Origin of the sequence: Nostoc sp. DedQUE04 (assembly GCF_034530995.1) — a bacterium.
In the GTDB taxonomy this organism is placed as follows: domain Bacteria; phylum Cyanobacteriota; class Cyanobacteriia; order Cyanobacteriales; family Nostocaceae; genus Nostoc.
The window spans coordinates 53,269-77,752 of record NZ_JAVRCA010000015.1 but is presented as its reverse complement, the minus strand read 5'-3'; the positions used below and the strand labels follow the sequence as shown (position 1 = coordinate 77,752).

Below are 24,484 nucleotides of genomic sequence, written 5' to 3'. Positions count from 1 at the left end.
AACCTTAAGCCTTAATGCTCGAACCTTAAGCCTTTATGCTCAAACATTAAGCCTTTTTGCTCGAACCTTGAGGTTATAAGGCTGAAACTTTAAGTTCTAACTATCTCCCTCATCCTTTTTCATAGAGTACTAAACTAGTAGGTTGCAATTTCACTTCTTGGCCCGCAGACAGATGTTCAGCAGCTTCAGAACCATGCCCAGACCATGAGGTATCAGCAGAGTCCAACAATTTATTAGCATTATGCTCAAACGGCAAAGTTACTGTCACTGCCGACGAATTGAAATTCATCACAAATATTATTTCACTCGATTCGCACCAACGCCGCACGATGACTATCTCTTTCTCTTCATCGCTAGTTGCTTCGATGAAATTGCGGTCTTGGTTGAGCAGGGCTGGATGTGTCTTCCGTAAATTAATTAACTGACGATACCAATCCCAGAGAATTTTGTGTTTTCCTTGATTGCGTAATTCCCAATTAAGTTTAGACTTGAGGAAAGTTTCTGATGATTCTGGATCTGGGGGATCGTCTGCGAAGTGAAATGCTTCAAACTCTTGTTTGCGTCCGGCTCGAACTGCTTGAATTAAATCTGGATCGGAGTGACTGACAAAGTAAATAAAGGGTGCAGTTTCGCCGTATTCCTCTCCCATGAACAACAGGGGTAAGTTGGGCGATAGCAGCACAGCCCCAGCACCTAATTTCAATCCCTCAAAAGAGATTTTCTGGCCGAGGCGTTCTCCTTTCATTTGATTGCCGATTTGATCGTGATTCTGAATACAGACTGTAAACTGTGACAAAGGGCGATCGCGGCAAGATAAGCCATGAAATCGTTTGCGATCGGGCGAGTATTTCCAATCGTAGACAAAAGTATCGCTATAAGCTTTTGCTAAATCGGCACATTTGCCAAAATCTTGATAATATCCTTGGCGATCGCCTGTCAACAGTGTATGCAATGCGTGGTGAAAATCATCACTCCACTGAGCATCGAGTCCATATCCACCCAATTCTGCTGGACGAATTATTCGCGGATTATTCAAGTCACTTTCGGCTATCAAATGGCGTTTCCATCTTTGTCCTTGTTGTGAGAAATGATGAACTGCTTCCGCCAATTCCCATAAAAAATGCTTGGCTCCCAAGTCATAAATTGCTTGAATAGCATCCAGCCGCAATGCATCAATGTGGAATTCGCCCAACCAGTAAAGCGCATTTTCGATAAAATAATTTCGCACACCCTGACTATGGGCATCATCGAAATTCATTGCTTCGCCCCACGGCGTTTTATAGGTTTTAGTAAAGTAGGGCGCGAACTGACTCATATAGTTGCCTTCCGGCCCAAAGTGGTTATACACCACATCCAGCACAACGGCGATATTATTTTGATGGCAAGCATTTACCAGTTGCTTGAGTTCGGCTGGACTACCATAGGAATTTTGGACAGCATAAGGATAAACGCCATCATAGCCCCAGTTGCGATATGCCAGAGATGCTTCAATATGAGTGTCTCCCGGAACCTGGGAGATCGGCATGATTTCAATGGCGTTAATTCCCAGTTCTCTCAGTTCTGGTAAACGCGGAATAATGGCGGTGAAACTTCCTTCCGGCGTGAATGTCCCAACGTGAACTTCATAGAAAATCATCGACTCTACAGGAATGCCCGCCCATCCTTCATCAGTCCACTCAAAGTCATGATCGACAATTTGCGACGGCCCATGTACCCCTTCCGGTTGATACTGCGACGCCGGATCGGCAAAGTTGTCTTGGCCATTCAAGACATACCGATAAAGCGTACCCGGATACACATCGTTGACTTTCGTGTGCCAGTATCCCTCAGATTGAGGCTTGAGGGGAATTAACTGCTGTTCTGGCGTCAAAATTTTTACCGTGACGCTATCTAATAGCGGAGACCAAACTGTAAATTCACACTCTCCGTTACCTAAGTATTGAGCACCAATTTTCACGCAGTATCCTCCCGTCAGATTCTTTGTTGTGCCAAATTATGGTATGGCGCGATCGCAAATGTCATTGATTGCACAATGTTTACAAAGACGCCAGATAGCATAATGGTTGGTCTAGCAGACATTTTGCTAGCATCTGGAGGGGGATTTTTGACTAAAATAAACTCTGTCTAATGACCAAAGGGGCAGAAGGCAGGGGGCAGAAGCATTGGTGTCAACTTCACGTGAAAGCTCTATAATCACCTGATATTAAATCCACTCGTTTACCATCACTATCCGCGTCACCCCACCCCGGTTTTGTCTAAAGCCAAAACCGCCCCTCCCCTTGCCAAGGGGAGGGGTTGGGGTGGGGTAAAGCGTATGTGGGGCAAGCATTTGAGCTTAAGTTGGCTTGCAGCTACCATCTACACAGTACGATGATTGATATGTATTAGAACGTTTACCAAAGATTGCGTAGCGGTTATCGCGGATTTGCTCGTAAAAGCGATCGCCTGCCCATTTCATCCCCGGTAATGCTCGATAAGCGTCTACAAATATACTTCCTGCTGGCAATAACCGCCCAATTTCTTCTGCTGCATTACTGCCTTGCCAACGTCTTTGAGGGGCATTGCCATCAATTAAAATCATCCCCTGTTCGCAATCTTGGGCTGAAATTCCCCACTGTAAAATTGTCTGCTCATCTTGCATGGGACTGTAGCGAAACAGCTTTCCTTGGTCTAAAGTTTCTAGCAATTGCACCAGGGTAACGCAGAGATTACAATTCCCGTCGTAGATTACGAAGTAATTCATAAAAATAATGGCTCTTTGGCAATTGAATTATCGGATGTATAGCAGGAGGCAGGAGGCAGGTGGTCACTGAGCGTAGTCGTTGGCGCAGCCTCTCGTAGAGAAGTGAGGCAGGAGGCAGGAGGTAAAAACCTTGCTATTCCTGAGATTTACGCTTGTCATTATGTCCTAATCTACCTGGCAACTGCTATATCTAAAACACAACTTTGGTATTCTAGCTTAGAAAACCATAGCGATCGCTCTTGCCTCACCGAACCAGTCTCCAGTTTAAATATGCATAATGTCGTCTAGCTTTAGTTGTAAATTTGGCAAGACACCAGAATAAATAGTATCTCCTAAGCGATATTGTTGTTGCTGGTACACACCATTAACTAACTGACAAATCGTAAATGTTGGTTGTTTAGGATTGCCGATAAACTGCAAACCACCCAAGCCACGAAAGTCCACAATCCAATATTCTGGGATGTTAAGAAAAGCGTATTCTTCAACTTTTCTTGCATAATCATCTTGCCAATTAGTACTCACAACTTCAGCAACAAGTTTGATTGTATTGCCGTTACAAATTATTGGTTCTTTTTGCCAAAGTGGTTCTTTACTCAGTTCTGCTTTATCTAAAACAATTACATCAGGACGCAGTGCTGTGGCTTCAGCCGCAGGCGGTTTAATCAGACAAGTTTTTGGAATTAGCCAGTTGAAATTAGAATTAAAAATTTCGACATAGATTCTACCAGCAATACTACCAGCAACAGCTTCGTGTGGCCCTGTAGGTTCCATGTCTCTTAATTGTCCGTCGATTAATTCGTAGCGTGTATTATCGCCATATTGAGCTATAAATTCCTCGAAGGTAAGCAGTTTGGGCGAGGTATAGGTCATTATGTCTTGTTTTGACTTGACGTAGGCTTATTATACAGCATTGCTATGCCCCTACAGCATGGTCTGCGATCGCAGGATAATTAATAAAATCCTAAAACAATCCATTTTTTAATTTATATCACGATGCTTTTATACAGCATGAAAGCCCTACAATCATAGTTTACAAAGGACTATAAAATGTTTATATAAATTACTCTTACCAAAAATAATTAGCATTCTTATTTTTTAGCAAAAAAATCTATATTATTAAAACAAAAGTATATTTAATAATTTATTTTTGTAGGTTGGGTTAGGCTTTAGCGTAACCTACACATTTTTATTTTTTAGCCTTAATCCGAGTAGCATTGCAAAGCGATCGCCGTATTTAAATAGCACGACAATACAAATACTAAACGGTTTGTCTTCAAACATCGTCCCTGATTTCCAGTTATCATGCCCTTGGAATGGTAAATGCCATAGTTTTTTCATTAATGAGAAAATATTCATGAGATACAAACTCTTGGGTAAAAGCGGGTTAAGAGTCTCTGAACTCTCCTTGGGAACCATGACCTTTGGTGAAGATTGGGGTTGGGGTGCATCTGTTGACGAAAGTCGGAAAATCTTTGATAGCTATGTAGAAGCAGGGGGAAATTTCATTGACACCGCCAACGGTTATACCGATGGTAGCAGTGAAAAAATTGTCGGCGAGTTGATTGCTAAAGAACGCGAACGCTTTGTAGTTGCGACAAAATATTCCTTTCCCTTGCGGATGAACGATCGAAAGGGTGACCCTAACGCCAGTGGAAACCATCGCAAGAATTTAATTCAGTCTTTGGAAGGTAGTCTCAAACGGTTGAATACTGATTACATTGATTTATTCTGGTTGCACGCTTGGGATTTCACAACACCAATTGAAGAAGTCTTGCGATCGCTTGATGATGTAGTGCGTCAAGGTAAAGTACTTTACATCGGCATTTCTGACACACCCGCTTGGATCGTTTCCCAAGCAAATACCATCGCCCATTATCAAGGATGGACGCAGTTTGTCGCCCTGCAAATTGAGTATAGTTTGATTCAGCGAACACCAGAACGAGATTTGCTACCGCTAGCTAAAGCCTTCGATTTAGCAGTAACACCGTGGTCGCCCTTGGGTGGGGGTGTGTTAACAGGTAAATATAATCGGTCTTCTCAAGGAGGCGCTGAACAAGGGCGACTCGAAACTTTAGGCGGAGGGATTTCTGAAAAGAATTTAGCGATCGCTGAAGTTGTTAGTCAAGTTGCGGCAGAAATTGATCGTACACCTTCACAGGTAGCATTAGCTTGGTTACGCGCTCAAAGTGGTGTGATTATTCCGATTATTGGCGCACGTAAATTAACGCAGTTTCAAGATAACTTAGCTTCAATAGAAGTCACACTTTCGCCAGAACATCTGCAACGGTTAGATGAAATCAGTCAAATTGAATTGGGTTTTCCCCATGACTTTTTGCACAATGATGTAATTCGCGATCGCCTTTTTGGTGGTACTTTTAATACTATAAAAAACCACCGTATTTGACTAATAGTCATAAAGTTTAACATATTCAGGCATTAATTCAATCGGTCGTCAGAGAGTTTCGCCAAGCCAAACAATTCTGTAGAGTTAGATGTAAAAGGCATTAACAACGTAGAATCATGAGCGACAACACCATTGCATCACGTTTGTACCCTACCCGTATTGATATTCCCGCCGAAGCGCGAGTGCAAATCGTGGTACTTCTCAACCAAACCTTGGCAGCTACTTCGGATTTGAAAACCCAAGCAAAGCAAGCGCACTGGAACGTTAAAGGAACTGACTTTTACCAGCTACACCTATTATTTGATGAACTTGCTGGGGAATTAGAAGGATACATCGATATGGTCGCTGAACGCGTTACAGCTTTAGGCGGATACGCTTTTGGAACAGCCCGCGCCGCAGCTAGTAATTCAATTTTGCCAGAATATCCCTTAGATATTTTGGATGGTAAAGACCATGTAACAGCCTTGTCAGATCGTTATGCATCCTATGGTAAACATCTCCGGGAAGCGATCGATAAAACTGATGAATTAGGCGACCTCGATACTGCTGACCTTTACACCGAAATTTCTCGCACCATTGACAAACGACTCTGGTTCTTAGAAGCTCATTTGCAAATAGCAGAAATCAAAGGAGAAAATGGCAAAGCGGGTGCTACTCAACCTCAAAAAGTTCCTGCTTTTAGATAAGCACTTTTGAGAATCCGCTTTTTCAAATCTAATAGTATCTTTTTGGTAAGTACGTCACTTTTAAGTGCGTACTTTTCTTTTTATATGTATATGCTTTACTATTTAAATAGTTCAAAACTAGGTAAGAAAAGTTCAAAACTAAAAATTATATTCGATAAAACGCTACACATTTACTTAACCATATTTGATTAGCGATCGCTAACAACAAGATTTGGTTTTTTTAAGCTTACCAACTAATTAACAGCGAGGTAAATCTATGTCTCAAAATACAATTACCCACTTAATTCACGATCGCAATGCCCGTGGTCATGCAAAAATGGGCTGGCTCGATAGCTATCACACATTTTCCTTCGGTAGCTTTTACGATCCCAACCGCATGGGATTCCGTTCTCTGCGCGTAATTAACGACGATCGCATCGCCCCTGGTGCTGGATTCCCTACCCACAGTCATCGTGACATGGAAATCCTCACTTATGTCTTAGAAGGTGCTGTAGAGCATAAAGACAGCTTGGGTACTGGTTCGGTAATTCGCCCTGGTGATGCCCAAATTATGAGTGCTGGAACTGGAATCAGCCACAGTGAATTTAATCCCTCACCAACTGAACCACTCCATTTACTACAAATCTGGATTCTTCCCGATCGAGAAGGAATAACGCCAAGATATGAACAAAAAGCTTTTCCTATCGAAGAAAAGCGCGGTAAACTCCGCTTAATTGCTGCTAGGGATGGGCGCGATGGTGCTGTGACAATTCACCAAGATGTTGATTTATACACATCTGTTTTAGAGGATGGTGATGTTGTTAATTATCAAGTCAAAAGCGATCGCTATGCCTGGTTACAAGTAGCCAAAGGCATAGTTAACCTAAATGGCGAAGAACTCAGAGCAGGTGATGGTGTACAAATCAACGGCGAAGAACAGTTAGAAATTAGCACCAACATCGGCGGCGAAATCTTGCTTTTCGATTTAGGCTAATATTGCAGCTAAAAGGGCGCTTAGAAACCACGTCTAAACAAACAAAACTTGCTTTTGCAGGTTATAACAAGGGGCTTAAGCCCCTTGTTTTGTTTTAGTCCGCGCAGACGGACTTCGCCTGTGTAAAATGAGACTGTTGGAATATATCCAAATCACGGCTATACTTTCTCATAAAACCACCAAAATACTTGGGGGCAATGGCCAAAAAGTTCTTAGTTTGGGAAAGATATATCAGACTTTAATAACTATTAGAGGTGGCTGTAATGCCGACGATTCATTTTGTAGATGGTGAAAAAGGCGGGGTAGGAAAATCTCTCTTTGCCAGGACAATGATTCAGTATTGTCTGGATAAGAGAATCCCATTTGTACCAGTGGAAACAGATAGATCGAATCCAGATGTCGCAGGGGTATATAAGGAGATATGTAAATATGCAGTGTTTAGTGAGAATGAACGACAGGCAAATAAGGCAGATAGAATATTTGAGTGGGCAATAGAGAAGCCAGTAATTGTGAATTTATCTGCACAATCGCATAGAGCAGTACAAGGGTGGATTGAATCTAATCAATTACTTGAATTAGGAAGTTCGCAGGGAGTTCTGTTTTGCAAATGGTTTGTATCGACAGGAGGATACGACAGCATCAACCTGTTTGCTCAGTCAGTGAATACTTACGGTGATAAAATCCCTCATATTCTGGTGAGGAATTTAGGGCTATGTGATGATTGGGAGCATCTAGAGTCAGACTCCAACTATCAGAACATAGTAAATAAATATCAGATAAAAGTTATAGATTTTCCGAAGTTAGCATACAGAGAAAGAAACATAATTGACCAAAATCGCCTGACTTTTGCAGAGGCTAGAGAATATAAAGAATTTGGGATAATTGGAAAACAGCGAATAGTGAATTTTCTGAAGCTTGCTTATGGTGCTTTTGAGAAAGTAGGTATCTGGTATGAAAAAGTTGAGTAGGAGTCATTAGTCATTGGTCATTAGTCATTTGTCATTTGTCATTTGTCATTGGTCATTAGACCTCTTACATAAGTCGAATAGATCACCCTTAATCAATCCCACCTTATAAAGGGGGGAAACTTAAAATCTTGCCCCCTCCCCTTTATAAGGGGAGGGTTGGGGAGGGGTGATTTAAGGATTTTTGCAAGAGGTCTATTAGTCATTAGTCATTAATACTCATGACTTTGAACAAATAGCAGGAGATTGAATGGGGGTACGATGGCGCACCCACCCGCCGTAAGCGATCGCTTGGCAAATTTGACTACAATTCTTAGAAAGAGTAGCAAAAACCTAAATGTCTAAAAAGTCCGATTCTCAGTTTCAAAATCTCTTTAGTTCACCCAAATCAACCAACTGGGACGAAAGATTAGCCCAAATAGCCTATCGCTTTAACCGAGAATATCAACGTGAAACCTTTGAACTCCCAGCAGAAGTACAGGCGATGCCGATATTTAGCGAGTGGATTGCTGGGAGTTTCTCAGGAAGAATTGCTTCCGCTTTTTGGGAAATTGCTAAACCTCAAAAAAATCAACACTGTATAGATATTGGCTGTGGGATCAGCTTTTTAATCTATCCTTGGCGGGATTGGCAAGCGTTTTTTCATGGGCAAGAAATCAGTAACGTGGCACGCGATACCCTGAATTCTCGCGGGCCGCAGTTGAATTCTAAGCTGTTCAAAGGGGTTGAGTTGGGAGCAGCTCATCAGTTAAATTATCCATCAGAGCAATTTGATTTAGCGATCGCCACCGGATTTAGCTGCTATTTTCCCCTCGAATATTGGGATGCCGTACTACTAGAAGTGAAGCGGGTGTTAAAACCAGGTGGACATTTTGTATTTGACGTTCTCAATCCAGAACAGCCTTTAGCGGAAGATTGGGCAGTTCTAGAAACCTATTTAGGGGCTGAGGTGTTTTTAGAGCCTTTGGCTAAGTGGGAAAAAACAATTAAGGCCGCTGGTGCTAAAGTCGTAACGCATAAATCAGGGGAATTATTCGAGTTATACAAAGTGCGGTTTTAAAAATACTATTACTCAGGGATAACTGGACTCATTGGATCTAAAGAAGTTGTAAAAACAAAATAGATTACCCCAGTTCCGAGAATCATCACAGCGAGACTGAACAGCAACACCCATCGGTCTGTTGGTTCGTAAGTATCTTCTTCGATATCACGACGGACAGCAAAATAATGTACTGTTGACAGCCACACCGTGATTAAACCCACCAGCGAGAAGACTAAACCTAACTTCCAGCCGTTGCCAGGACGGGGTACTAAAGGTACATGGAAGGCACGCAGACGCACAATGACGACACCAAAACCTAAAAGAGCGATTCCTGTCCGCATCCAAGCGAGATAGGTACGCTCATTTGCCAAGTGATCTCGGATTCTAGACGGATTCAGTCGTCCTGGCTTTTTTTTATCTTTTTCTTCTTCTGTAGGTTTCAATTTTAACTGCATCAATAATACCTTTATCCCCAAAGCGGCTCTTATCAAAAAAATGCGAAGGTAGTAGAAAATCTCTTTCCAGATGACTTGCACCCAGCACAATAGTTGCGCTACTGAAATATGCCTGTTGTGATTGTACATTTTTTCCAAAATTAATTTTAATGCAGATATCAAAATAAAACAAGCCTAAAATTGAGGATAGATAAATTCAAAAAAAAGAGCCAAGATCAAAGAGATGTTTTACCAGTGTTTGTCCTGTTCTTCTCTGATTTTGGCTGTCACCCTATTTAAATTCAGAACAATCATTCAAAAATAGACTATGCAGTTCTATTTCAAGACTGATTGCTAGGCGCATTAGGAACTCGTGTATTTATTAGATCCTGTGATATATCTGGGATAAACCAGTTAGCCTTTTTGCTGTTAACAACTTTTACAGTCGGGACATTCAATTCAATCGCAGCAGTATCTGGATTCCTCTTAATTACCAGCTGAGTTCCATCAAGGATCTTCAGAGCCGCCGCTCCTGTCAATTCTTCACCTTGTCCATTAGGACTAGAGGTGAAATTTTCTACCTGGACATCATTCGGTAGATAGATGCCATCACAATCCCAGTTATTTTTAGTGGACTGACCATCAGCTAGAAAATATAGACCATTCTCGTATACGGCATCTTCATCTTCTTCATCATTTGGTCTTTTACCGTATACCGCTATGGTATTACCTGTTTGGTTGTTGCATTGACCCCAATTGATTCCCGTCTCTAAAGCATATTTTTGCAGTGTTAATTCCTCGGTTCTTTTTTGAATTTCTTCTGGTGTCAGACCTTCAACTTGAGTTTGGGCATCTTTTGTCTGAGAGAGTTGCTTAAGAGCTTTAGTGACTTCGATGTAATCAGGGTTTTTGCTAAATTTTGGTCTATCAGCAAAAGAAGGTTGAGCAAAGGCTAGATTAGCGACAATCATTAAGACAATTAGCAGAGATTTCCAGATTTTCATGTTTTGATTCCTGTTGATGGGTAAGATATTTTGCCGTTGAGAATTCGTTTTGCTCAGAAAATTGATGATGCACCTCTTTATTAGACACTTAATTTTTCTTGTTTTTCACTTGACGGCTGAGTATTGAAACCTAAAACTAATGAAAATATATAACTAGAAACTACAGATAAAAGAGTCCAAGTAACATTTTCGGTGACAATAAATACGCCCAAACCAATCAAGATACAAGGGACAAAAGTATTGCCATTTTCAGTTAAAAAGTTGGCGATCGCAGGCAAGTAGGTTAACTTGTAAGCGGTATAACACCATACACTCACTAGGGTAAAGAATACACCTATAATCACCAGCAGACTGTCTAATTCTGAGTTGGCAAACAAGGGCACATAGACGCTAATATTATCACTGCCATTAGCAAAGGCGATCGCGGCTACATTGCAAGTTTGTGGAGAAACAAAACTCCTAACTATAGAGGGACAAGACGGCTCGGTTTCTTCTTCGGCTTCCTCAGATGAATCCTCTTCGCGTTTTAGTAAACTGCTCACACCAATGATTATTGGCATAAAACCAAGTAGTCTAATCCAGTCCTGCGGTATGATTAGTCCACCGAAGAAACCGGGAAGGCTAGCAACGATCAATGCTGCAAAACCGAGATACTGACCAGCAAGGATGTGACGACTGCGAAACGTTTTACTTATTTGTGAAAAAAACAACGTCAGAATGACAATATCATCGATGTTGGTGGCAGTGAATGCGGTAATCCCTGTGGTAATTGCAGTTACTAAATCGTTCATTTGTGGATGTCCTTATGTTCGTGCTTGGTAATTAGGCATGGGGCATTGGTCACTTACAAAGGACAAATGACAAATGACCAATGACCAATGACAAATGACTAAGTAAAAAGCTTTGATTTATACTTTAGTCAAACTAACCGATAGAATCAAATGCTTTTGTTTGTCAAAATGATAAATGAAAGTGATTAAAATTTTGACATTAAGTCTTAGGGATACGATAAATGGCTGGAATGACGCTTGAGCAGCTAAAAATATTTCTGGCTGTGGCGCAGAACTTACACTTCACTCGCGCAGCAGAGGAGCTTTATATTACACAACCTGCTGTCAGTGCAGCGATCCACAACTTAGAGCAAGAATATGGTGTGAAACTATTCCATCGGATTGGTCGCCATATCGAGATTGCTGAGGCGGGTAAATTACTGCAAGTGGAAGCGCAGAAAATTCTCGATCAAGTTTCCTTGACAGAAAGAGGATTGCGAGAATTGAACAATCTGCAACGGGGTGAATTGAAATTAGGGTCGAGTCTGACAATTGGTAACTACTGGCTACCAAGTAAAATTAGTGAGTTTAAGAGCCAATATCCTGGTATCCAGATTGACTGTACCCTTGCCAATGCAGAAACGATTTGTGTCGGTACAGCGATGGGACAGTTTGATTTAGGTTTGGTGGAAGGTGATGTGAAGCCAGCGCTTCAGAATACTCTGGAGTACGAAATAGTGGCGAGCGATCGCTTGCAAATTGTGGTTGGTCAAAAACACCCTTGGTTTGAGTGGGGAGAAATTGATTTAAGCCAATTAACTCAAACTCCTTGGGTGATGCGGGTGCCAGAATCTGGAACCCAACAAAGGTTTGAAGAAGCGTTGCAAAATTGGGGGATCAACCTCAGCGAACTGAATGTAATTTTAGTGTTTACCAGTGGTGAGATGGCAAAAGCCGCAATTGAAAATGGAGTAGGCGCAACTGGAATTTCTGAACTGATGGTAAAAAAAGAAATCCAGCTAGGAACTCTGCGGGCAATTCGAGTTATTGATAATAGAGAAGTCAACAGTGCGATGACTAAAGCAGGCTATGCCTACGCAGAAATAGTTCGACCTTTTTTCAAAATCAAGCATCGTCAGCGTTTTCAAACTGCTCTTTCCAAAGTCTTTGAACAAATGTTGATATCGTCTATGGATGGTTCACATCAACATGTATCAGTTATTTAAAGGAGATTGGGCATTGGGCATGGGGCATGGGGCATTGGGCATGGAGAAGAGACAAGGTAGACAAGGAAGAGAGGGGAGACTTGGGAGAGACTTGTTCAATAATTTCCCCTTGTCCCCCTTGTCCTCTTGTCCCCCTTGTCCCCTTGTCCCCAAGTCTCCCCTGCTCCCCTGCTCCCCTGCTCCCCTGCCCCCAATCCCCTTCACACCTTCCGCATATTTTTACTGATAGGGTCAAAACCTCTAGAAAACCGGGTACTTTCATCATAGTAAGCGCCAGTCAGATTAGCTCCATACAACTTGGCATAGTTGAGTTTTGCTCCCCGAAGATTTGCTTCATTCAGATTGGCACCGCTCAAATTAGCTCTGGTCAAATTCGCTTTGGCTAAATTAGTTCTACTCAAATCTGCTCCCCAGAGTTTAGCTTTAGCTAAGTTAGCTCCACTCAAGTCAGATCCCCATAAATTAATTCCCGGCAAATCGGCTCCAATCAGCTTATCCCGACTCAAGTTGACGGCTGGAAAATATCTTTCTCCTGCGGCAAAACGCCTTTTTAATTCTTCAGCATTCATGCGTCGCGTTCACCTTCTTTAGCAATATAGAAGTTATTTGTTCCCATTCCTGGCTTAGTTCTCCTGAAAATACTGGTTGACCACTGCGTTGATACCAGAAATGGGCATTGTTCAAATCGCCTTCTTTGCGGTGCAGGTAAGCATGAACCCAGGCACTGTCAGCATCGCTGGCATCTGTAACTATTTCATGAGCTTTGTTCCAATCACCTTTGTTGTCATACCACATTGCTTGCAGCCCTTTTGGTAGTGTCTCAGGGCATGGGCGCTGCTTTTCGATCAATCGCAGAAATTCCTCTGTATTCACGATCGCCACCTAACAAGAATCAAACTTCTATCTCTAAGATACTCCTCAGCTTCAGGGGAGGATGGGAGACAAGCAAACAAGGTGACTTAAGTCAGAACTTACAGCAACTCTTTCCCCTTGTCCCCAATTCTCCTTGTCCCCAAGTCCTCTTTTCCATGCCCCATGCCCCATGCCCAATGCCCTTCATCTCTACTTAACTGGAATAACTTCAAACTGGAAAGTACCGATCAAACGGTTATCAATATAGACTTCTATTCTATGCTTACCAACTGGATCGCCAGGGGCAATTGTCCAAAAATTCTCAATTACACCTTCTGGAGCCGACTGCGTGCGTCGTGTTACAGATGTCTTGCCGTCTGCTGATATTGAAAAATCTTCACCATTATCTGTACCCCAAGTTTCTGGAGGTTTTGGTAAATACAAGACTTCACGCCATTTCACTTCACCTTGGTAGTTTTTGAGTTTAATCCGCCACCCGTAGGTATTTCCTTCTTGAAGTGGCACTCTTTTTGTCTGGAAAATGGTAACGTTTCCTTTGGAGTCAACTCTCTTCAGACCAAACTCGGTGTTACTGACAGTAATCTGTTTTGCATTCGTTGACGGCAGAGATGATATGGCATTTTCTACCAAAACAGAAGTAGCGTTGATTGGCTTAGAACCGATGACCCCAGATATTAGCCAAAAAACAGCTAGCACAGCAGTAATAGTCCAAATTCTCATTAGTATGGTTTTCCTATCAGACTTTTGGTACTTATTCAAGTAATCTGCCATGTTTTCCGGGTCAAGGTTAGCGATGGTTAGACAAAGACGAGATTGCTTTCAGAAATTTGGCGGATTTAATCAACCTACTGACTTTGGTCAACATCCAATTTAAAATCAGTAAATCATAATCTTGGCGAAAGGCAAACCATTGCGCCGTCGTTTTTCCATCTGCGCTCGCATCTACTCCATACCCATTCCTCACCGTTTTACTCTACAAGACACTTCACGGACGGGATAGTGTGGCATGGATATAGTATTCTAAATCCTGAATTCAGAATTCTGACTCCTTCTTTATTTCCCCCTTTTCTAATCACACTTTGCACATGAGATACCAAGTTGGCGGTAGCCTCCACAGTGACGATCCCACTTATGTTGTGCGTCAAGCAGACGAAAAACTTTATACCAGTTTAAAAGGTGGCGATTTTTGCTACGTCTTCAACTCTCGCCAAATGGGTAAATCATCCCTACTACAGCGAATAAGTCGTCGTCTCAAGTCAGAAGGCTATAAATGTGTTTACTTAGACGTGACGCAATTGGGTAGCGAGGATACCACATCAGCACAATGGTATAAAGGAATCATTGTCAGCATATTCTACGGGTTAAATCTGGCGGAACGCGTCAACTTTAAGCAATGGTGGAATATGCAAACAGGTCTTTCTCCTGTACAAAAGCTACACCAGTTTGTTGAAGAAATATTGCTGCCAAATGTTAAGAGCGATTCTGAAGAAGGCGGCGAAGCTAAAGGCATTTTCATTTTAATTGATGAAATTGATAGTTTGCTGAGTTTGAATTTTCCGGTCAATGACTTTTTTGCCTGGATTCGTCATTGCTACAATCAGCAAGCACACGACCCAAATTTTCAACGCCTGGGATTTGCATTATTTGGAGTCGCCAGTCCATCTGATTTAATTGCTGACAAACGTCGGACACCTTTTAACATTGGAACAGCTATTGAGTTATACGGCTTTCGATTGCATGAAGCTAGCCCATTGCTAAATGGGTTAAAAGGAGCAATTGAGCGACCAGAAGTTGTGCTGCAAGAGGTGATCTATTGGACAGGGGGACAACCGTTTCTCACTCAAAAACTCTGTCAATTAATTCTCCAAACTGCCTTAAAGACATCAGATCGGAAAATTTTCCTACCCCCAAAAACTGAGGCCTATTGGGTAGAAGAATTGGTGCGATCGCAGATTATTCAACATTGGGAATCACAAGATGAACCCGAACACCTCCGCACGATTCGCGATCGCTTACTTTTCAACCAACAACAAAGTGGACGGTTGCTGAGTCTTTATCAGCAGGTATTGCAAACCCAGGAAATAGAGGACGAGGGGAAATGGGGATGGGAGGACGCAAATAATGAAGACACTAGCGACTCTTGGCGTTCCCAGTCTTTGCGTCCTTTTTTATCTCCCGTGGCTACCGATGATAGCCGAGAACAGACAGAGCTTTTATTATCAGGATTGGTCGAGAAGTACAACGGCTATCTCAGAATTAAAAATCCCATCTACCGGCATATTTTCAATACTGAATGGGTGTTAAAGCAGTTAGACAATTTGCGCCCTTATTCACAGCCATTCAATGCTTGGGTAGCATCGAGCTTTCAAGATGAGTCACGCTTGCTGCGGGGTAATGCCTTACAAGAAGTTTTGGACTGGACTCAGCGTAAAAGTCTCAGTGATTTGGACTATCGATTTTTAGCAGCTAGCCAAGAATTGGAACGTCGAGAAGTCCAGCAAAAAATGGAAGTAGAACGACTCAAAGAAACTGAAGCGCGATTGGCAAGCGAACAAAAGAGCGCTCGGCTTCAGCGACGACTCCTATTAGGGGTAAGTTTGGCCCTACTAGCAGTTATTGTCTTGGGGTTCACAACACTCTACGCCGATCGACAAGCATCACTGAGTGAGGTACGGGCGATCGCAGCTGCTTCCAATGGTAGTTTTAATTCCAATCAACGCTTAGATGCACTGGTACAAGCAATCCGAGCCAGACAGGAATTTCAACGGCTCGATCTGCAAAATTTGGCAGATGCCAATGCTCTGGATCTCCAAACCCGCAAAGTATTAGAACAAGCTGTCTACGGTGCTGATGAATTCAATCACTTGTCGGGGCATCAAGGGATTGTCTTAGGCGTTGATTTTAGCGCTGATGGTCAGTGGATTGTCTCATCTAGCATCGATCGCACAGTCAAGCTATGGAAGCGGGATGGAACACTGGTGAGAACGCTACCACATACTGCAACCATACAAAGCGTCCGCTTCAGCCCGGATAGCCGCCGGATAGTCGCTGCCGGCATTGATGGCACTATCCGTCTCTGGACGATCGATGGTAAATTGTCAACCATCTTCAAAGGGCACAAATCTGCGGTGTGGCGAGTTGCCTTTAGCCCAGATGGACAAACGATCGCTTCTGCCAGTGGCGATTTTAGCGTCAAGCTTTGGCAACTAAATGGCACTTTAATCAGAACTCTTAAACATCAGCGTGGTGTGTGGGGAATTGCCTTCAGCCCCGATGGTCAAACTCTCGCTTCTTCTATGGTAGGCGGCAAGAATCAGCTTTGGCGATTGGATGGAACACTGCTCAAAACATTCACAGCTGGAAACGCAACTATTTGGAGTGTTGCTTTTAGCCCCGATGGACAAACTTTAGTGTCTGGCGGTGCAGATAAGATGGTGCGACTGTGGAATCGAGAAGGCACTCTCCTGAGAACTTTTAAAGGGCATACTGCTGAAATATTTGGTGTAGCCTTTAGCCCTGATGGGCAGACTATTGCTTCCGGCGGTTCTGATAAAACCGTTAAACTCTGGCGAATAGATGGTACTTTATTAAGAACTTTGCAGGGGCATACCTCAAATATTCAAACCATCGCCTTCAGTCCTGATGGAGAAACTCTCGCCTCTGCCAGTCACGACAATACCATCAAACTCTGGAGAGTCCATTCACCCTTAATAAAGCTACTCAATGGCCATCAAGAAATGGTCTGGCGGGTGGCATTTAGCCCTGATGGGCAACGGCTAGCTTCTGTTGCTGGCAAAGAAGTCAAACTCTGGAAACGCGATGGTTCTCTCGCCAAAACCATTGTTGAAGAAGATTCTCGAATGCTTAGTCTTGACTTTAGCCCCGATGGTCGAACTTTAGCGATCGTTGGTTCTAAGGGTGTTGTAAGACTGTGGCAACTAGACAGCAATCAGCGAACCATTCTGGAAGGGCCAGGTATCGGTCTTTTGGGTGTTAGCTACAGTCCTGATGGCAACCGATTAGTGACTGTGGGTTTTGATTACAAGCTGAGACTCTGGCAACGCGGCTCCAATGGAGAGTTTCAACTCCAGCAAATTATCCAGGCGCATACAGGGCGAATTTGGGACATTGTTTATAGTCCAGATGGGCAGTTTATCGCCTCTGCTAGTGCTGATGGCACTATCAAACTGTGGACTTCAAAAAATAGCGAACGCCTGTTAGAAAAACCCGATCGCACCTTAGAAGGGCATAAGAGTGAAGTTTTTGGGGTTGCCATTAGCCCGAATAGTCAATTGATTGCCTCTACAGGTGGGGATGGTAGTCTGCGACTTTGGAAACGTGATGGCACTCTGGTGAGGAGCTTTGATGGTAAAAGTATTGGCTTAACCAGGGTAGCATTCAGTCCAGATGGTCAAATGCTAGCAGCCGCAAGTTTTGACAATACGATCAAAGTCTGGAAAATTGATGGTACTTTACTCGTCACCCTGAATGGACATACTTCTAATGTGAGCAGTGTTGCCTTTAGCCCTGATGGTAAAACCCTTGCCTCTGGCGGAGATGACCAACTTGTAATTCTGTGGGATTTAGAAGAAATTCTCCATCTCAACCTACTGAAATACAGTTGTGATTGGGTACGGGATTATTTAAAGACTAATATAACAGTAGAAAAGAGCGATCGCTCTGTTTGCAATTACAGCCTTTTTCATTGATTTGAAGCATAATCCCTTGTTAAGGCGGCTCAATACCTGTGAATGAAATTCTCAAGCTGCCCTTGCGGTCAGAATTTCTAAATCTTGAAGCAATTCCAACAACCAAAACTCGTTTAATATAATCACTGACGAAATTTGCACGGCAATTTAAATTTGAACAATTAGTTTATTTAGCAGAATCTTTGATTAACAATAATTAAAAAACATCAAAAATTCTATGCTTAAACTACTCAGATACATTAGTATTTTTCTCATTACTGCCTGTTTACTACTTGCTTGTAATACTTCAGTACCAACTGAAGTAAAACGCCCTCCATTGAAAGTGATATTTGGATCTTTTGTTGGAGAGCTTCCAGGCATCATTGCTCAAAAAAAAGGATTCTTCAAAGCCCAAGGGGTAGATGTGGAACTAATTCATACACAATACGCCCAATTGGAACAAGCAAACTTCAATGCGGGTAAGTATGATGGGATTACGTCGTCCTTGGGAAATTTTATCATCTTGAGTGCCGCAAATCCAGATATACAAGGCGCGATCGTTATAGATGAATCAATAGGAGCAGATGTGGTAGTAGCCCAATCAAAAATTAAAACTGTAGCTGACTTGAAAGGGAAAAAGCTGGGTGCAAATCTAGGTGGTTTTAGCGAAGTTTTCGTGACTGAAATGTTGAAAACTGCCAATTTAACTAGTGATGATGTGAACTTAGTTCAATTAGAGGCTTCAGAAATTCCTCAACGCCTGAAAAATAATACTATTCAAGCCGGACACACTTGGCAACCCTATCTCTCTGAAACGATAAAATTAGGGGGAAATATCCTATTTACTAGCAAACAAACCCCTGGCTTTATTTTAGATTTGATTATCTTTCGTGGTGAGACAATCCGCGATCGCCCCGAAGACATTCGTGCATTTGTGCAGGGATGGCTGCAAGCTTCGACCTACTGGAAAGCAAATGTTGAAGAAGGAAAAGCGATCGTCAGCGAAGCGTTAAAAATTCCGATAAATACTCTCTCTCTAGAGGGAATAAACCTAACTGATTTAGGTGAAAATCAAAAATATTTTCAATCTAGTAACCCTAAGTCCATTGACAAAACTGCCAAGATATATGCAGACTTTTTTATTCGCTCTGGAAACATTACGCGTATTCCTGAGCTAAAAAGTTTGTTCAATCCTTCCTTCTTGAATCCCCCCTAGTTTGAAGCTATGCAGCACTCCTTTTTGGGCGGCATCCGTACAAAGTTGATCGCTTCGTTTCTCGTTGTTGCTTTGATTCCGTTGCTGTTATTGGCATTTATCAACAAACAGACAACTGAAAAAGCACTAACTGACAACGCCCGACAAGCCCTATCTGCGGCGGCTAACGAAACCGCTAACAGAATAGATGCCTTTATTGATGGAAATCTCAATGCCGTGCGTGTAGAGGCGATTTTACCAGGTTTGGCACGCTACCTCAGCCTAACTCCAAAACAGCGAGACGGCAGCCCCGAAATGCAATTGGCGACAGAAACATTAATGCGTCTCAGTCGCAAAGATATGCTCAATATTCTCTCTTATGCTTTGCTCGACTTAAGCGGTAAAAATGTATTGGATACACGTACACTGAATATTGGCAAAGACGAATCAGTTCAAGATTATTTTAAAAAACCGCTACAAACTGGTTTCTCCTTTGTTTCTAGCATGAAGAGATCGCCAACAATTCCCGATCTTATTACCCTCTTTTTTAGTAGTCCGGTTCGCAATGCCAAGGGAGATATATTGGGTGTATTGCGTGTTTCATATAATGCAACTGTTGTTCAGCAGTTAGTAACTCGACAAACCGAACGGGCTGGGGAAAAATCTTTTGCAATTCTTTTAGATGACAATAATATTTATCTCGCACATAGCACCGCACCAGAATTGCTTTTTAAATCAATTGTGCCTCTACCTGATGATGTTGTAACTCAACTGCAACAGGAAGGTCGTTTGCCTAATTCTTCTTTCAAAGAATTGGCAACTAATGAATCCAAACTTAAACAAGCATTGGATAATAAACAGTCGTATTTAATTGCATCCTTGTCAGCAACAGGCGATCGGGTTAATCTAATTGCGATCGCTCGTTTGCAATATAAACCTTGGTCTGTGTTGTTTGCCCGACCCCTTGCCGTTGCCTTAGCACCTGTAGAAAAGCAAATTCGTAACACAATTTTTCTATTTGCATTTATCGCTGGAGTAGTGACAATCATCGCTTTTGCTATTGGACAAGTGCTAACAAAGCCAATAATTCACCTTACCAATATAGTTTTCCAGTTTACCGCGGGTAACTTAGATATCCGTGCCAAAAATAAATCAAAAGACGAAATAGGTCAACTGTCAAAATCGTTTAACAACATGGCACTTCAGTTACAAACATCTTTGGAAACTTTAGAACAACGGGTACAGGAGAGAACAGCAGAGTTAGCCATTGCTAAAGACAAAGCCGAAGTCGCAAATCAAGCTAAAAGTTTATTTATTGCGAATATGAGTCATGAGTTGCGATCGCCCCTCAATGCTATTCTAGGTTTTTCTCAGTTAATGTTACGCGCGAAAAACTTGCCTACCGAGCATTATGAAAATGCCGGGATCATTTATCACAGTGGTGATTATTTACTAACGCTCATCAATAATATTCTCGATTTATCAAAAATAGAGGCGGGTAAAACTACTCTTAATCCTAGAGATTTCGATCTATATCGCTTGCTAGATGACTTAGAAGATATGCTACATTTACAGGCAAGCAATCAAGGCTTAAATTTAATATTTCAACGTAGTGAAAATGTCCCATGTTATATTTGCACAGATGAGTTAAAACTCCGGCAAGTATTAATTAATTTGATTACTAATGCCATTAAGTTTACTCAAAAAGGAACAATTAGTTTAACAGTAAATAATACTAGTGAAGAAATTACAGATATTTTAACTCTTGATTTTGAAGTCTGTGATACAGGAGTGGGAATTGCAGCCGCAGAATTACCCAAACTTTTTAATGCTTTTTCTCAAGCACAAGCTGGAAAAGAATCTCAAGAAGGAACGGGTTTAGGTTTAGCAATTAGTCACAAGTTTATTCAGTTAATGGGAGGAGATATTTTTGTTGAAAGTAAATTAGGAGTCGGGACAACTTTTAAATTTTATATTCAAGCAAAGTTAGGTCAACCAACCAATAACAATACTTTAGAAGTACATCCAAAAGTATTAGAACTTGCACCAGGACAACCTATATATAAACTCTTAATAGTAGATGATAAACCTATTAATCGCCAATTATTAATTAAACTTTTACAACCGTTAGGGTTTGAGATGAAAGAAGCTAGGAATGGCAAAGAAGCGATCGCTATTTGGAATGAATGGGAACCCCACCTGATTTGGATGGATATGCGAATGCCTGTCATGGACGGTTACGAAGCTACAAAATATATCAAGTCCACTACCAAGGGGAATGCTACAGCTATAATTGCTCTGACGGCAAGTGTTTTAGAAGAAGAAAAAGCGATCGTTCTTTCAGCCGGATGTGATGACTTTCTCCGCAAACCTTTTGCAGAACATACAATTTTTGACACACTAGCCAAACATCTTGGTGTCAAATATATATTTGCTGAAAATAATTCTTCAAATTTGGAATATACAGAAAAAAATACTTTAATATCCCAAAATCTATTGCTTAGTTATCAATCCTGTTATTGCTAAAGCTTTCGGAAGCAAATGTGAAGAGATAATCGGCAAATTAGTACTCAAAAAACTCTTAGCTTATCTAGAACCAGAACTCTTTAATCACTTCGTTAATCTTGTCAAAACAGGGGAAGCTTTCAAGCGAGATTTTTATCATCCATTAGGTAATTCTTGCTGGTATCACTTTGTTGCAGTCAAACTAGATGATGGTTTTGCTATTACCATATGCGACATCACTGGACGAAAACAAATTGAATTGGCTCTCCAAGATGCCAATCAGAAACTAGAACAACTGGCAAATTTAGATGGCTTGACTCAGGTGGCTAACCGTCGTTGCTTTGATGCACGACTCAAAGCAGAATGGAGACGCCTTGCACGAGAACAACAACCCTTGTCACTGATTATGTTTGATGTTGATAAATTCAAACTTTACAACGATTACTATGGTCATCTTGCTGGCGATGATTGTCTAATGAGGATAGCGCAAACAGTGCAACAAACAATTCATCGTCCTGCCGATTTAGTAGCGCGTTACGGTGGAGAAGAATTTTTGGTACTCTTGCCCAATACTGACTTAGCGGGAGCGATAAAAGTAGCACAAAGTATTCAGCAAGCAATTCATGCTCTGGCTATTCCCCATGTACAGTCTGATGTCAAGAATATTATCACCGTTAGTTTAGGAATTACCTCTCGCATACCTATCTGGAACATCAGGCCAGACACACTCATTGCTTCAGCAGATAAAGCACTGTACGATGCCAAACAAAATGGGCGCGATCGCTATTGTAATGATTGAAAGATTTTTATGACAATACCTTCATTTCCAGCATTATTACATCAGTAACAATCACATCTAGCTTTTCTTCTAAAATAACCCAGGGTCTATTATTTCAATGCTGAATCTACCATGCCTGAATACTACATTATGCCATTCCTCGTCACCCATCTCGTCGTTATAGTGTAGGTAGCCATCGCGGAATGCACAAACACTTTTAGGTTCAAGAAGCAACAGTTTCCAAAATGCCTTGGCAATACGTTCATAAATCTCAGTTGATGAACCATCTGGATTAAAACGTAGTCCAGCACGAAGATTGTAATCTTCACAGATAAATGGGTATGCTATCCAGTCTCCATTTGACCCTAGCTCACAAGCCATGAACATTTGCTCTATGAGTGCATACTTGTAGTCTGGAATAGACAAGCTGATCAAAATATTAGAACCAAATATGGCTGGAATTCTAGCCCGTACCCACACTGCATTAGCTGATTCTCCAAATAGATCCTGGCATCTCTGTAAAATACTTGGAGGTTGTCCCTCAATGTAGTCTGAAAGAGGAAACATTGGATCTTCTCCAACCCTCTGATATGAGATAATTTCTAGTTCGCTACCCAAGTCACCTAATAGCGCAATAAAAACAAACCCACCATGCTGGGCACATTCCCCAAGAATCTGATGAAACCATCCATGTTTGATAACAATGGAAACCATCAATCAAATTACTTTTTCATACTAATAAATTTGTCATTATTTATACTAAGCTACAAGCACGTTGCAACGCTTGCTGAAGTAGCATTTGATATTCTTCATCCCCAACCCGATAAGCGCCAAACCTCTCCAAATGGGGATTCATCATTTGGGCATCAAAAAACACAAATTTCCTCTGGCGCAATCTTTCCACCAATTTAACCATCGCCACCTTTGAGCCTTCGGGAATGCGGTAAAACATCGACTCGCCAATAAAAGCCCCACCAATCACAATCCCTAAAATTCCTCCAGCTAATTCGTCACCTTGCCAAGTTTCAAAACTATAAGCATAACCACTCTGGTAAAGTAGCCAGTAAATCTTTTCCAATTCCGGTGAAATCCAAGTTGTCTCTCTATTAGCACACCCAGCCACCACAGCTTGGAAGTCCCGATTAATCGCCACAGTAAACCGCTCTTGATTCAGAACACGCTGTAAAGACTTGGGATAACGAAACCGTTCATCTAAAGGAATAAAAGTTCGATCGCGACTTCCGTACCAACTCAGGCGATCGCGCTCATCAGCCATGAGAAAATAGCCTTGTGCATAGCCCTCAACAATAGCCGCGATATCATATTGCATAAATAAATATAAAAAAACACTCCTAGAAACGCAATTTGATGCTAAAAAATCAACCTCAGCGTCCCTCTGCGTTTCCCTCCGCGTCCCTCTGCGTTTAAAAAAAGATGACTCAACCAATTCCACCCATCACCCTACCACCGCCCGAAAACCCCCTACTCGAAGGTGAATGGTTACGAGAACGCTTACAACGGTGGCTAGATACAGAATTTATCCCCGAAGCAGTCAACCAAAATATTGCCCAACGAGCCGCACAGATTTTTGTGCGTCAACGGATGGAAGGAGAAAATGACCTTGGTTCTCTGGTAATTGCCATTGTCACAGAGATGCAGTCCTATGATTTTTCCAATAGCTTCTATGGAGAGTTTGCGATCGCCAACGCCGTCAGCGATCTACTCTTAGAAAGTCTGGGAATTGATAAGTGTTGTGGGCAATAAGAGTTAGGAGTTAGGAGTTAGAAGTTAGGAGTTAGGTTTGTCTCAATTAATAACTCATCACTCATAACTCATCACTCATAACTTTTTACCAACTAGACTTAACAACTCCAGGTAAAAGACCTTCATGCGCCCATTCTCGCAGTACGTTCCGAGACAACCCAAAATCGCGGTAAACTCCTCTAGAACGACCAGTCAACCAGCAACGGTTGCGGTGGCGGGTGGGCGCACTGTTCCGGGGTAGCTGTTGAATCTTCCGGTGGATTTCTAGTTTATCCAAAGGAGATGCTGCACTTCTGAACTCTTCTAAAAGAGTTTCCCGCTTGTCAGCATACTTTTCGATCAACTTGGTGCGCTTTTTCTCGCGCTCAATCATGCTCTTTTTTGCCATATATTCTCTAACTTATTTGAAGACACCGTTTTCCATTCTACAGTCT

24 protein-coding genes are annotated in these 24,484 nt (G+C 41.9%); 11 read left to right on the top strand and 13 right to left on the bottom strand.

Annotated elements, in window-relative coordinates; translation table 11 throughout:
* Window positions 1-109: 109 nt before the first annotated feature.
* The 4 genes from treZ to RM049_RS13315 form a co-directional block, all read right to left on the bottom strand.
* A complete protein-coding gene (treZ, locus tag RM049_RS13330) occupies window positions 110-1,957 on the bottom strand; it encodes a malto-oligosyltrehalose trehalohydrolase (protein ID WP_322704482.1) in 1,848 nt (615 codons plus the stop codon).
* A 378-nt stretch (window positions 1,958-2,335) separates the two neighbouring features.
* Entirely contained in the window at window positions 2,336-2,743 is a 408-nt protein-coding gene (locus RM049_RS13325) for a thiol-disulfide oxidoreductase DCC family protein (RefSeq protein WP_322683033.1), read from the bottom strand.
* 264 nt (window positions 2,744-3,007) lie between these two features.
* Window positions 3,008-3,613, bottom strand: a complete 606-nt coding sequence (locus tag RM049_RS13320) for a Uma2 family endonuclease (protein WP_322704481.1) — start codon at window positions 3,611-3,613, stop codon at window positions 3,008-3,010.
* A gap of 306 nt (window positions 3,614-3,919) precedes the next feature.
* Entirely contained in the window at window positions 3,920-4,081 is a 162-nt protein-coding gene (locus RM049_RS13315) for a hypothetical protein (protein WP_322704480.1), read from the bottom strand.
* Window positions 4,082-4,097: 16 nt separating this feature from the next.
* On the opposite strand from RM049_RS13315, the gene RM049_RS13310 reads away from it, so the two are divergent.
* From RM049_RS13310 to RM049_RS13290, 5 genes are all read left to right on the top strand, one after another.
* Entirely contained in the window at window positions 4,098-5,147 is a 1,050-nt protein-coding gene (locus RM049_RS13310) for an aldo/keto reductase (protein WP_322704479.1), read from the top strand.
* A gap of 116 nt (window positions 5,148-5,263) precedes the next feature.
* Complete coding sequence (gene dps / locus RM049_RS13305; protein WP_322683030.1) at window positions 5,264-5,833, top strand: DNA starvation/stationary phase protection protein Dps; 570 nt, start codon at window positions 5,264-5,266, stop codon at window positions 5,831-5,833.
* Between the two features lie 256 nt (window positions 5,834-6,089).
* Complete coding sequence (locus RM049_RS13300; protein WP_322683029.1) at window positions 6,090-6,806, top strand: pirin family protein; 717 nt, start codon at window positions 6,090-6,092, stop codon at window positions 6,804-6,806.
* A 263-nt stretch (window positions 6,807-7,069) separates the two neighbouring features.
* The gene (locus RM049_RS13295) at window positions 7,070-7,774 is read left to right on the top strand and encodes a mobilization protein (RefSeq protein ID WP_322670984.1); all 705 of its coding nucleotides are present in this window, start codon (window positions 7,070-7,072) and stop codon (window positions 7,772-7,774) included.
* Window positions 7,775-8,108: 334 nt separating this feature from the next.
* Complete coding sequence (locus tag RM049_RS13290) at window positions 8,109-8,831, top strand: class I SAM-dependent methyltransferase (protein WP_322688606.1); 723 nt, start codon at window positions 8,109-8,111, stop codon at window positions 8,829-8,831.
* Between the two features lie 8 nt (window positions 8,832-8,839).
* On the opposite strand, the gene RM049_RS13285 is transcribed toward RM049_RS13290, so the two are convergent.
* The 3 genes from RM049_RS13285 to RM049_RS13275 all read right to left on the bottom strand — a co-directional run bounded on the left by RM049_RS13285 (window position 8,840) and on the right by RM049_RS13275 (window position 11,042).
* Window positions 8,840-9,268: a DUF202 domain-containing protein gene (locus tag RM049_RS13285; protein WP_322661105.1), complete on the bottom strand. Its 429-nt coding sequence runs from the start codon at window positions 9,266-9,268 to the stop codon at window positions 8,840-8,842.
* A gap of 320 nt (window positions 9,269-9,588) precedes the next feature.
* Entirely contained in the window at window positions 9,589-10,251 is a 663-nt protein-coding gene (locus tag RM049_RS13280) for a hypothetical protein (RefSeq protein WP_322670982.1), read from the bottom strand.
* An 80-nt stretch (window positions 10,252-10,331) separates the two neighbouring features.
* Window positions 10,332-11,042 carry a cadmium resistance transporter gene (locus tag RM049_RS13275; RefSeq protein WP_322688604.1) on the bottom strand — a complete coding sequence of 237 codons (711 nt, stop codon included), beginning with the start codon at window positions 11,040-11,042 and terminating at the stop codon, window positions 10,332-10,334.
* A gap of 221 nt (window positions 11,043-11,263) precedes the next feature.
* Between RM049_RS13275 and RM049_RS13270 the strand changes: the two genes are divergently transcribed.
* The gene (locus RM049_RS13270) at window positions 11,264-12,247 is read left to right on the top strand and encodes a LysR substrate-binding domain-containing protein (protein ID WP_322688603.1); all 984 of its coding nucleotides are present in this window, start codon (window positions 11,264-11,266) and stop codon (window positions 12,245-12,247) included.
* A 200-nt stretch (window positions 12,248-12,447) separates the two neighbouring features.
* Here RM049_RS13270 and RM049_RS13265 read toward each other — a convergent pair whose 3' ends face one another.
* The 3 genes from RM049_RS13265 to RM049_RS13255 all read right to left on the bottom strand — a co-directional run bounded on the left by RM049_RS13265 (window position 12,448) and on the right by RM049_RS13255 (window position 13,840).
* Entirely contained in the window at window positions 12,448-12,816 is a 369-nt protein-coding gene (locus RM049_RS13265; RefSeq protein ID WP_322670979.1) for a pentapeptide repeat-containing protein, read from the bottom strand.
* On the bottom strand, window positions 12,806-13,120 hold the full coding sequence (locus RM049_RS13260; protein ID WP_322670978.1) for a hypothetical protein: 315 nt from the start codon (window positions 13,118-13,120) through the stop codon (window positions 12,806-12,808). The genes RM049_RS13265 and RM049_RS13260 overlap by 11 nt, the downstream gene beginning before the upstream one ends.
* Window positions 13,121-13,309: 189 nt before the next feature.
* Window positions 13,310-13,840 carry a hypothetical protein gene (locus RM049_RS13255; protein ID WP_322704478.1) on the bottom strand — a complete coding sequence of 177 codons (531 nt, stop codon included), beginning with the start codon at window positions 13,838-13,840 and terminating at the stop codon, window positions 13,310-13,312.
* Window positions 13,841-14,205: 365 nt separating this feature from the next.
* Here RM049_RS13255 and RM049_RS13250 point away from each other — a divergent pair, with 365 nt between their 5' ends.
* From RM049_RS13250 to RM049_RS13235, 4 genes are all read left to right on the top strand, one after another.
* Window positions 14,206-17,829, top strand: a complete 3,624-nt coding sequence (locus tag RM049_RS13250; protein WP_322704477.1) for an AAA-like domain-containing protein — start codon at window positions 14,206-14,208, stop codon at window positions 17,827-17,829.
* 217 nt (window positions 17,830-18,046) lie between these two features.
* The gene (locus RM049_RS13245; RefSeq protein ID WP_322704476.1) at window positions 18,047-19,024 is read left to right on the top strand and encodes an ABC transporter substrate-binding protein; all 978 of its coding nucleotides are present in this window, start codon (window positions 18,047-18,049) and stop codon (window positions 19,022-19,024) included.
* 9 nt (window positions 19,025-19,033) lie between these two features.
* Entirely contained in the window at window positions 19,034-21,529 is a 2,496-nt protein-coding gene (locus RM049_RS13240) for a hybrid sensor histidine kinase/response regulator (RefSeq protein WP_322704475.1), read from the top strand.
* 238 nt (window positions 21,530-21,767) lie between these two features.
* Window positions 21,768-22,307, top strand: a complete 540-nt coding sequence (locus RM049_RS13235; RefSeq protein WP_322704474.1) for a diguanylate cyclase — start codon at window positions 21,768-21,770, stop codon at window positions 22,305-22,307.
* A gap of 69 nt (window positions 22,308-22,376) precedes the next feature.
* On the opposite strand, the gene RM049_RS13230 is transcribed toward RM049_RS13235, so the two are convergent.
* Both RM049_RS13230 and aat read right to left on the bottom strand, forming a co-directional pair.
* Window positions 22,377-23,000, bottom strand: coding sequence for a hypothetical protein (locus tag RM049_RS13230; RefSeq protein WP_322670972.1), 624 nt, complete (start codon window positions 22,998-23,000; stop codon window positions 22,377-22,379).
* Between the two features lie 40 nt (window positions 23,001-23,040).
* The gene (gene aat, locus RM049_RS13225; RefSeq protein ID WP_322704473.1) at window positions 23,041-23,616 is read right to left on the bottom strand and encodes a leucyl/phenylalanyl-tRNA--protein transferase; all 576 of its coding nucleotides are present in this window, start codon (window positions 23,614-23,616) and stop codon (window positions 23,041-23,043) included.
* A 104-nt stretch (window positions 23,617-23,720) separates the two neighbouring features.
* Here aat and RM049_RS13220 point away from each other — a divergent pair, with 104 nt between their 5' ends.
* On the top strand, window positions 23,721-24,050 hold the full coding sequence (locus RM049_RS13220) for a hypothetical protein (protein ID WP_012410384.1): 330 nt from the start codon (window positions 23,721-23,723) through the stop codon (window positions 24,048-24,050).
* An 85-nt stretch (window positions 24,051-24,135) separates the two neighbouring features.
* Here RM049_RS13220 and rpsN read toward each other — a convergent pair whose 3' ends face one another.
* A complete protein-coding gene (gene rpsN / locus RM049_RS13215; protein ID WP_322670970.1) occupies window positions 24,136-24,438 on the bottom strand; it encodes a 30S ribosomal protein S14 in 303 nt (100 codons plus the stop codon).
* Between the last annotated feature and the right edge of the window lie 46 nt (window positions 24,439-24,484).

Bases quoted from the DNA above. Each gene is read 5' to 3' on its own strand.
- RM049_RS13220 (WP_012410384.1), top strand. From the start codon at position 23,721: ATGACTCAACCAATTCCACCCATCACCCTACCACCGCCCGAAAACCCC.
- RM049_RS13280 (WP_322670982.1), bottom strand. From the start codon at position 10,251: ATGAAAATCTGGAAATCTCTGCTAATTGTCTTAATGATTGTCGCTAAT.
- RM049_RS13290 (WP_322688606.1), top strand. From the start codon at position 8,109: ATGTCTAAAAAGTCCGATTCTCAGTTTCAAAATCTCTTTAGTTCACCC.
- RM049_RS13325 (WP_322683033.1), bottom strand. From the start codon at position 2,743: ATGAATTACTTCGTAATCTACGACGGGAATTGTAATCTCTGCGTTACC.
- RM049_RS13295 (WP_322670984.1), top strand. From the start codon at position 7,070: ATGCCGACGATTCATTTTGTAGATGGTGAAAAAGGCGGGGTAGGAAAA.
- dps (WP_322683030.1), top strand. From the start codon at position 5,264: ATGAGCGACAACACCATTGCATCACGTTTGTACCCTACCCGTATTGAT.
- RM049_RS13250 (WP_322704477.1), top strand. From the start codon at position 14,206: ATGAGATACCAAGTTGGCGGTAGCCTCCACAGTGACGATCCCACTTAT.
- RM049_RS13310 (WP_322704479.1), top strand. From the start codon at position 4,098: ATGAGATACAAACTCTTGGGTAAAAGCGGGTTAAGAGTCTCTGAACTC.
- RM049_RS13245 (WP_322704476.1), top strand. From the start codon at position 18,047: ATGCTTAAACTACTCAGATACATTAGTATTTTTCTCATTACTGCCTGT.
- RM049_RS13275 (WP_322688604.1), bottom strand. From the start codon at position 11,042: ATGAACGATTTAGTAACTGCAATTACCACAGGGATTACCGCATTCACT.
- RM049_RS13300 (WP_322683029.1), top strand. From the start codon at position 6,090: ATGTCTCAAAATACAATTACCCACTTAATTCACGATCGCAATGCCCGT.
- RM049_RS13320 (WP_322704481.1), bottom strand. From the start codon at position 3,613: ATGACCTATACCTCGCCCAAACTGCTTACCTTCGAGGAATTTATAGCT.
- rpsN (WP_322670970.1), bottom strand. From the start codon at position 24,438: ATGGCAAAAAAGAGCATGATTGAGCGCGAGAAAAAGCGCACCAAGTTG.
- RM049_RS13270 (WP_322688603.1), top strand. From the start codon at position 11,264: ATGGCTGGAATGACGCTTGAGCAGCTAAAAATATTTCTGGCTGTGGCG.
- aat (WP_322704473.1), bottom strand. From the start codon at position 23,616: ATGCAATATGATATCGCGGCTATTGTTGAGGGCTATGCACAAGGCTAT.
- RM049_RS13315 (WP_322704480.1), bottom strand. From the start codon at position 4,081: ATGAAAAAACTATGGCATTTACCATTCCAAGGGCATGATAACTGGAAA.
- RM049_RS13265 (WP_322670979.1), bottom strand. From the start codon at position 12,816: ATGAATGCTGAAGAATTAAAAAGGCGTTTTGCCGCAGGAGAAAGATAT.
- RM049_RS13230 (WP_322670972.1), bottom strand. From the start codon at position 23,000: ATGGTTTCCATTGTTATCAAACATGGATGGTTTCATCAGATTCTTGGG.
- RM049_RS13285 (WP_322661105.1), bottom strand. From the start codon at position 9,268: ATGCAGTTAAAATTGAAACCTACAGAAGAAGAAAAAGATAAAAAAAAG.
- RM049_RS13255 (WP_322704478.1), bottom strand. From the start codon at position 13,840: ATGAGAATTTGGACTATTACTGCTGTGCTAGCTGTTTTTTGGCTAATA.
- RM049_RS13240 (WP_322704475.1), top strand. From the start codon at position 19,034: ATGCAGCACTCCTTTTTGGGCGGCATCCGTACAAAGTTGATCGCTTCG.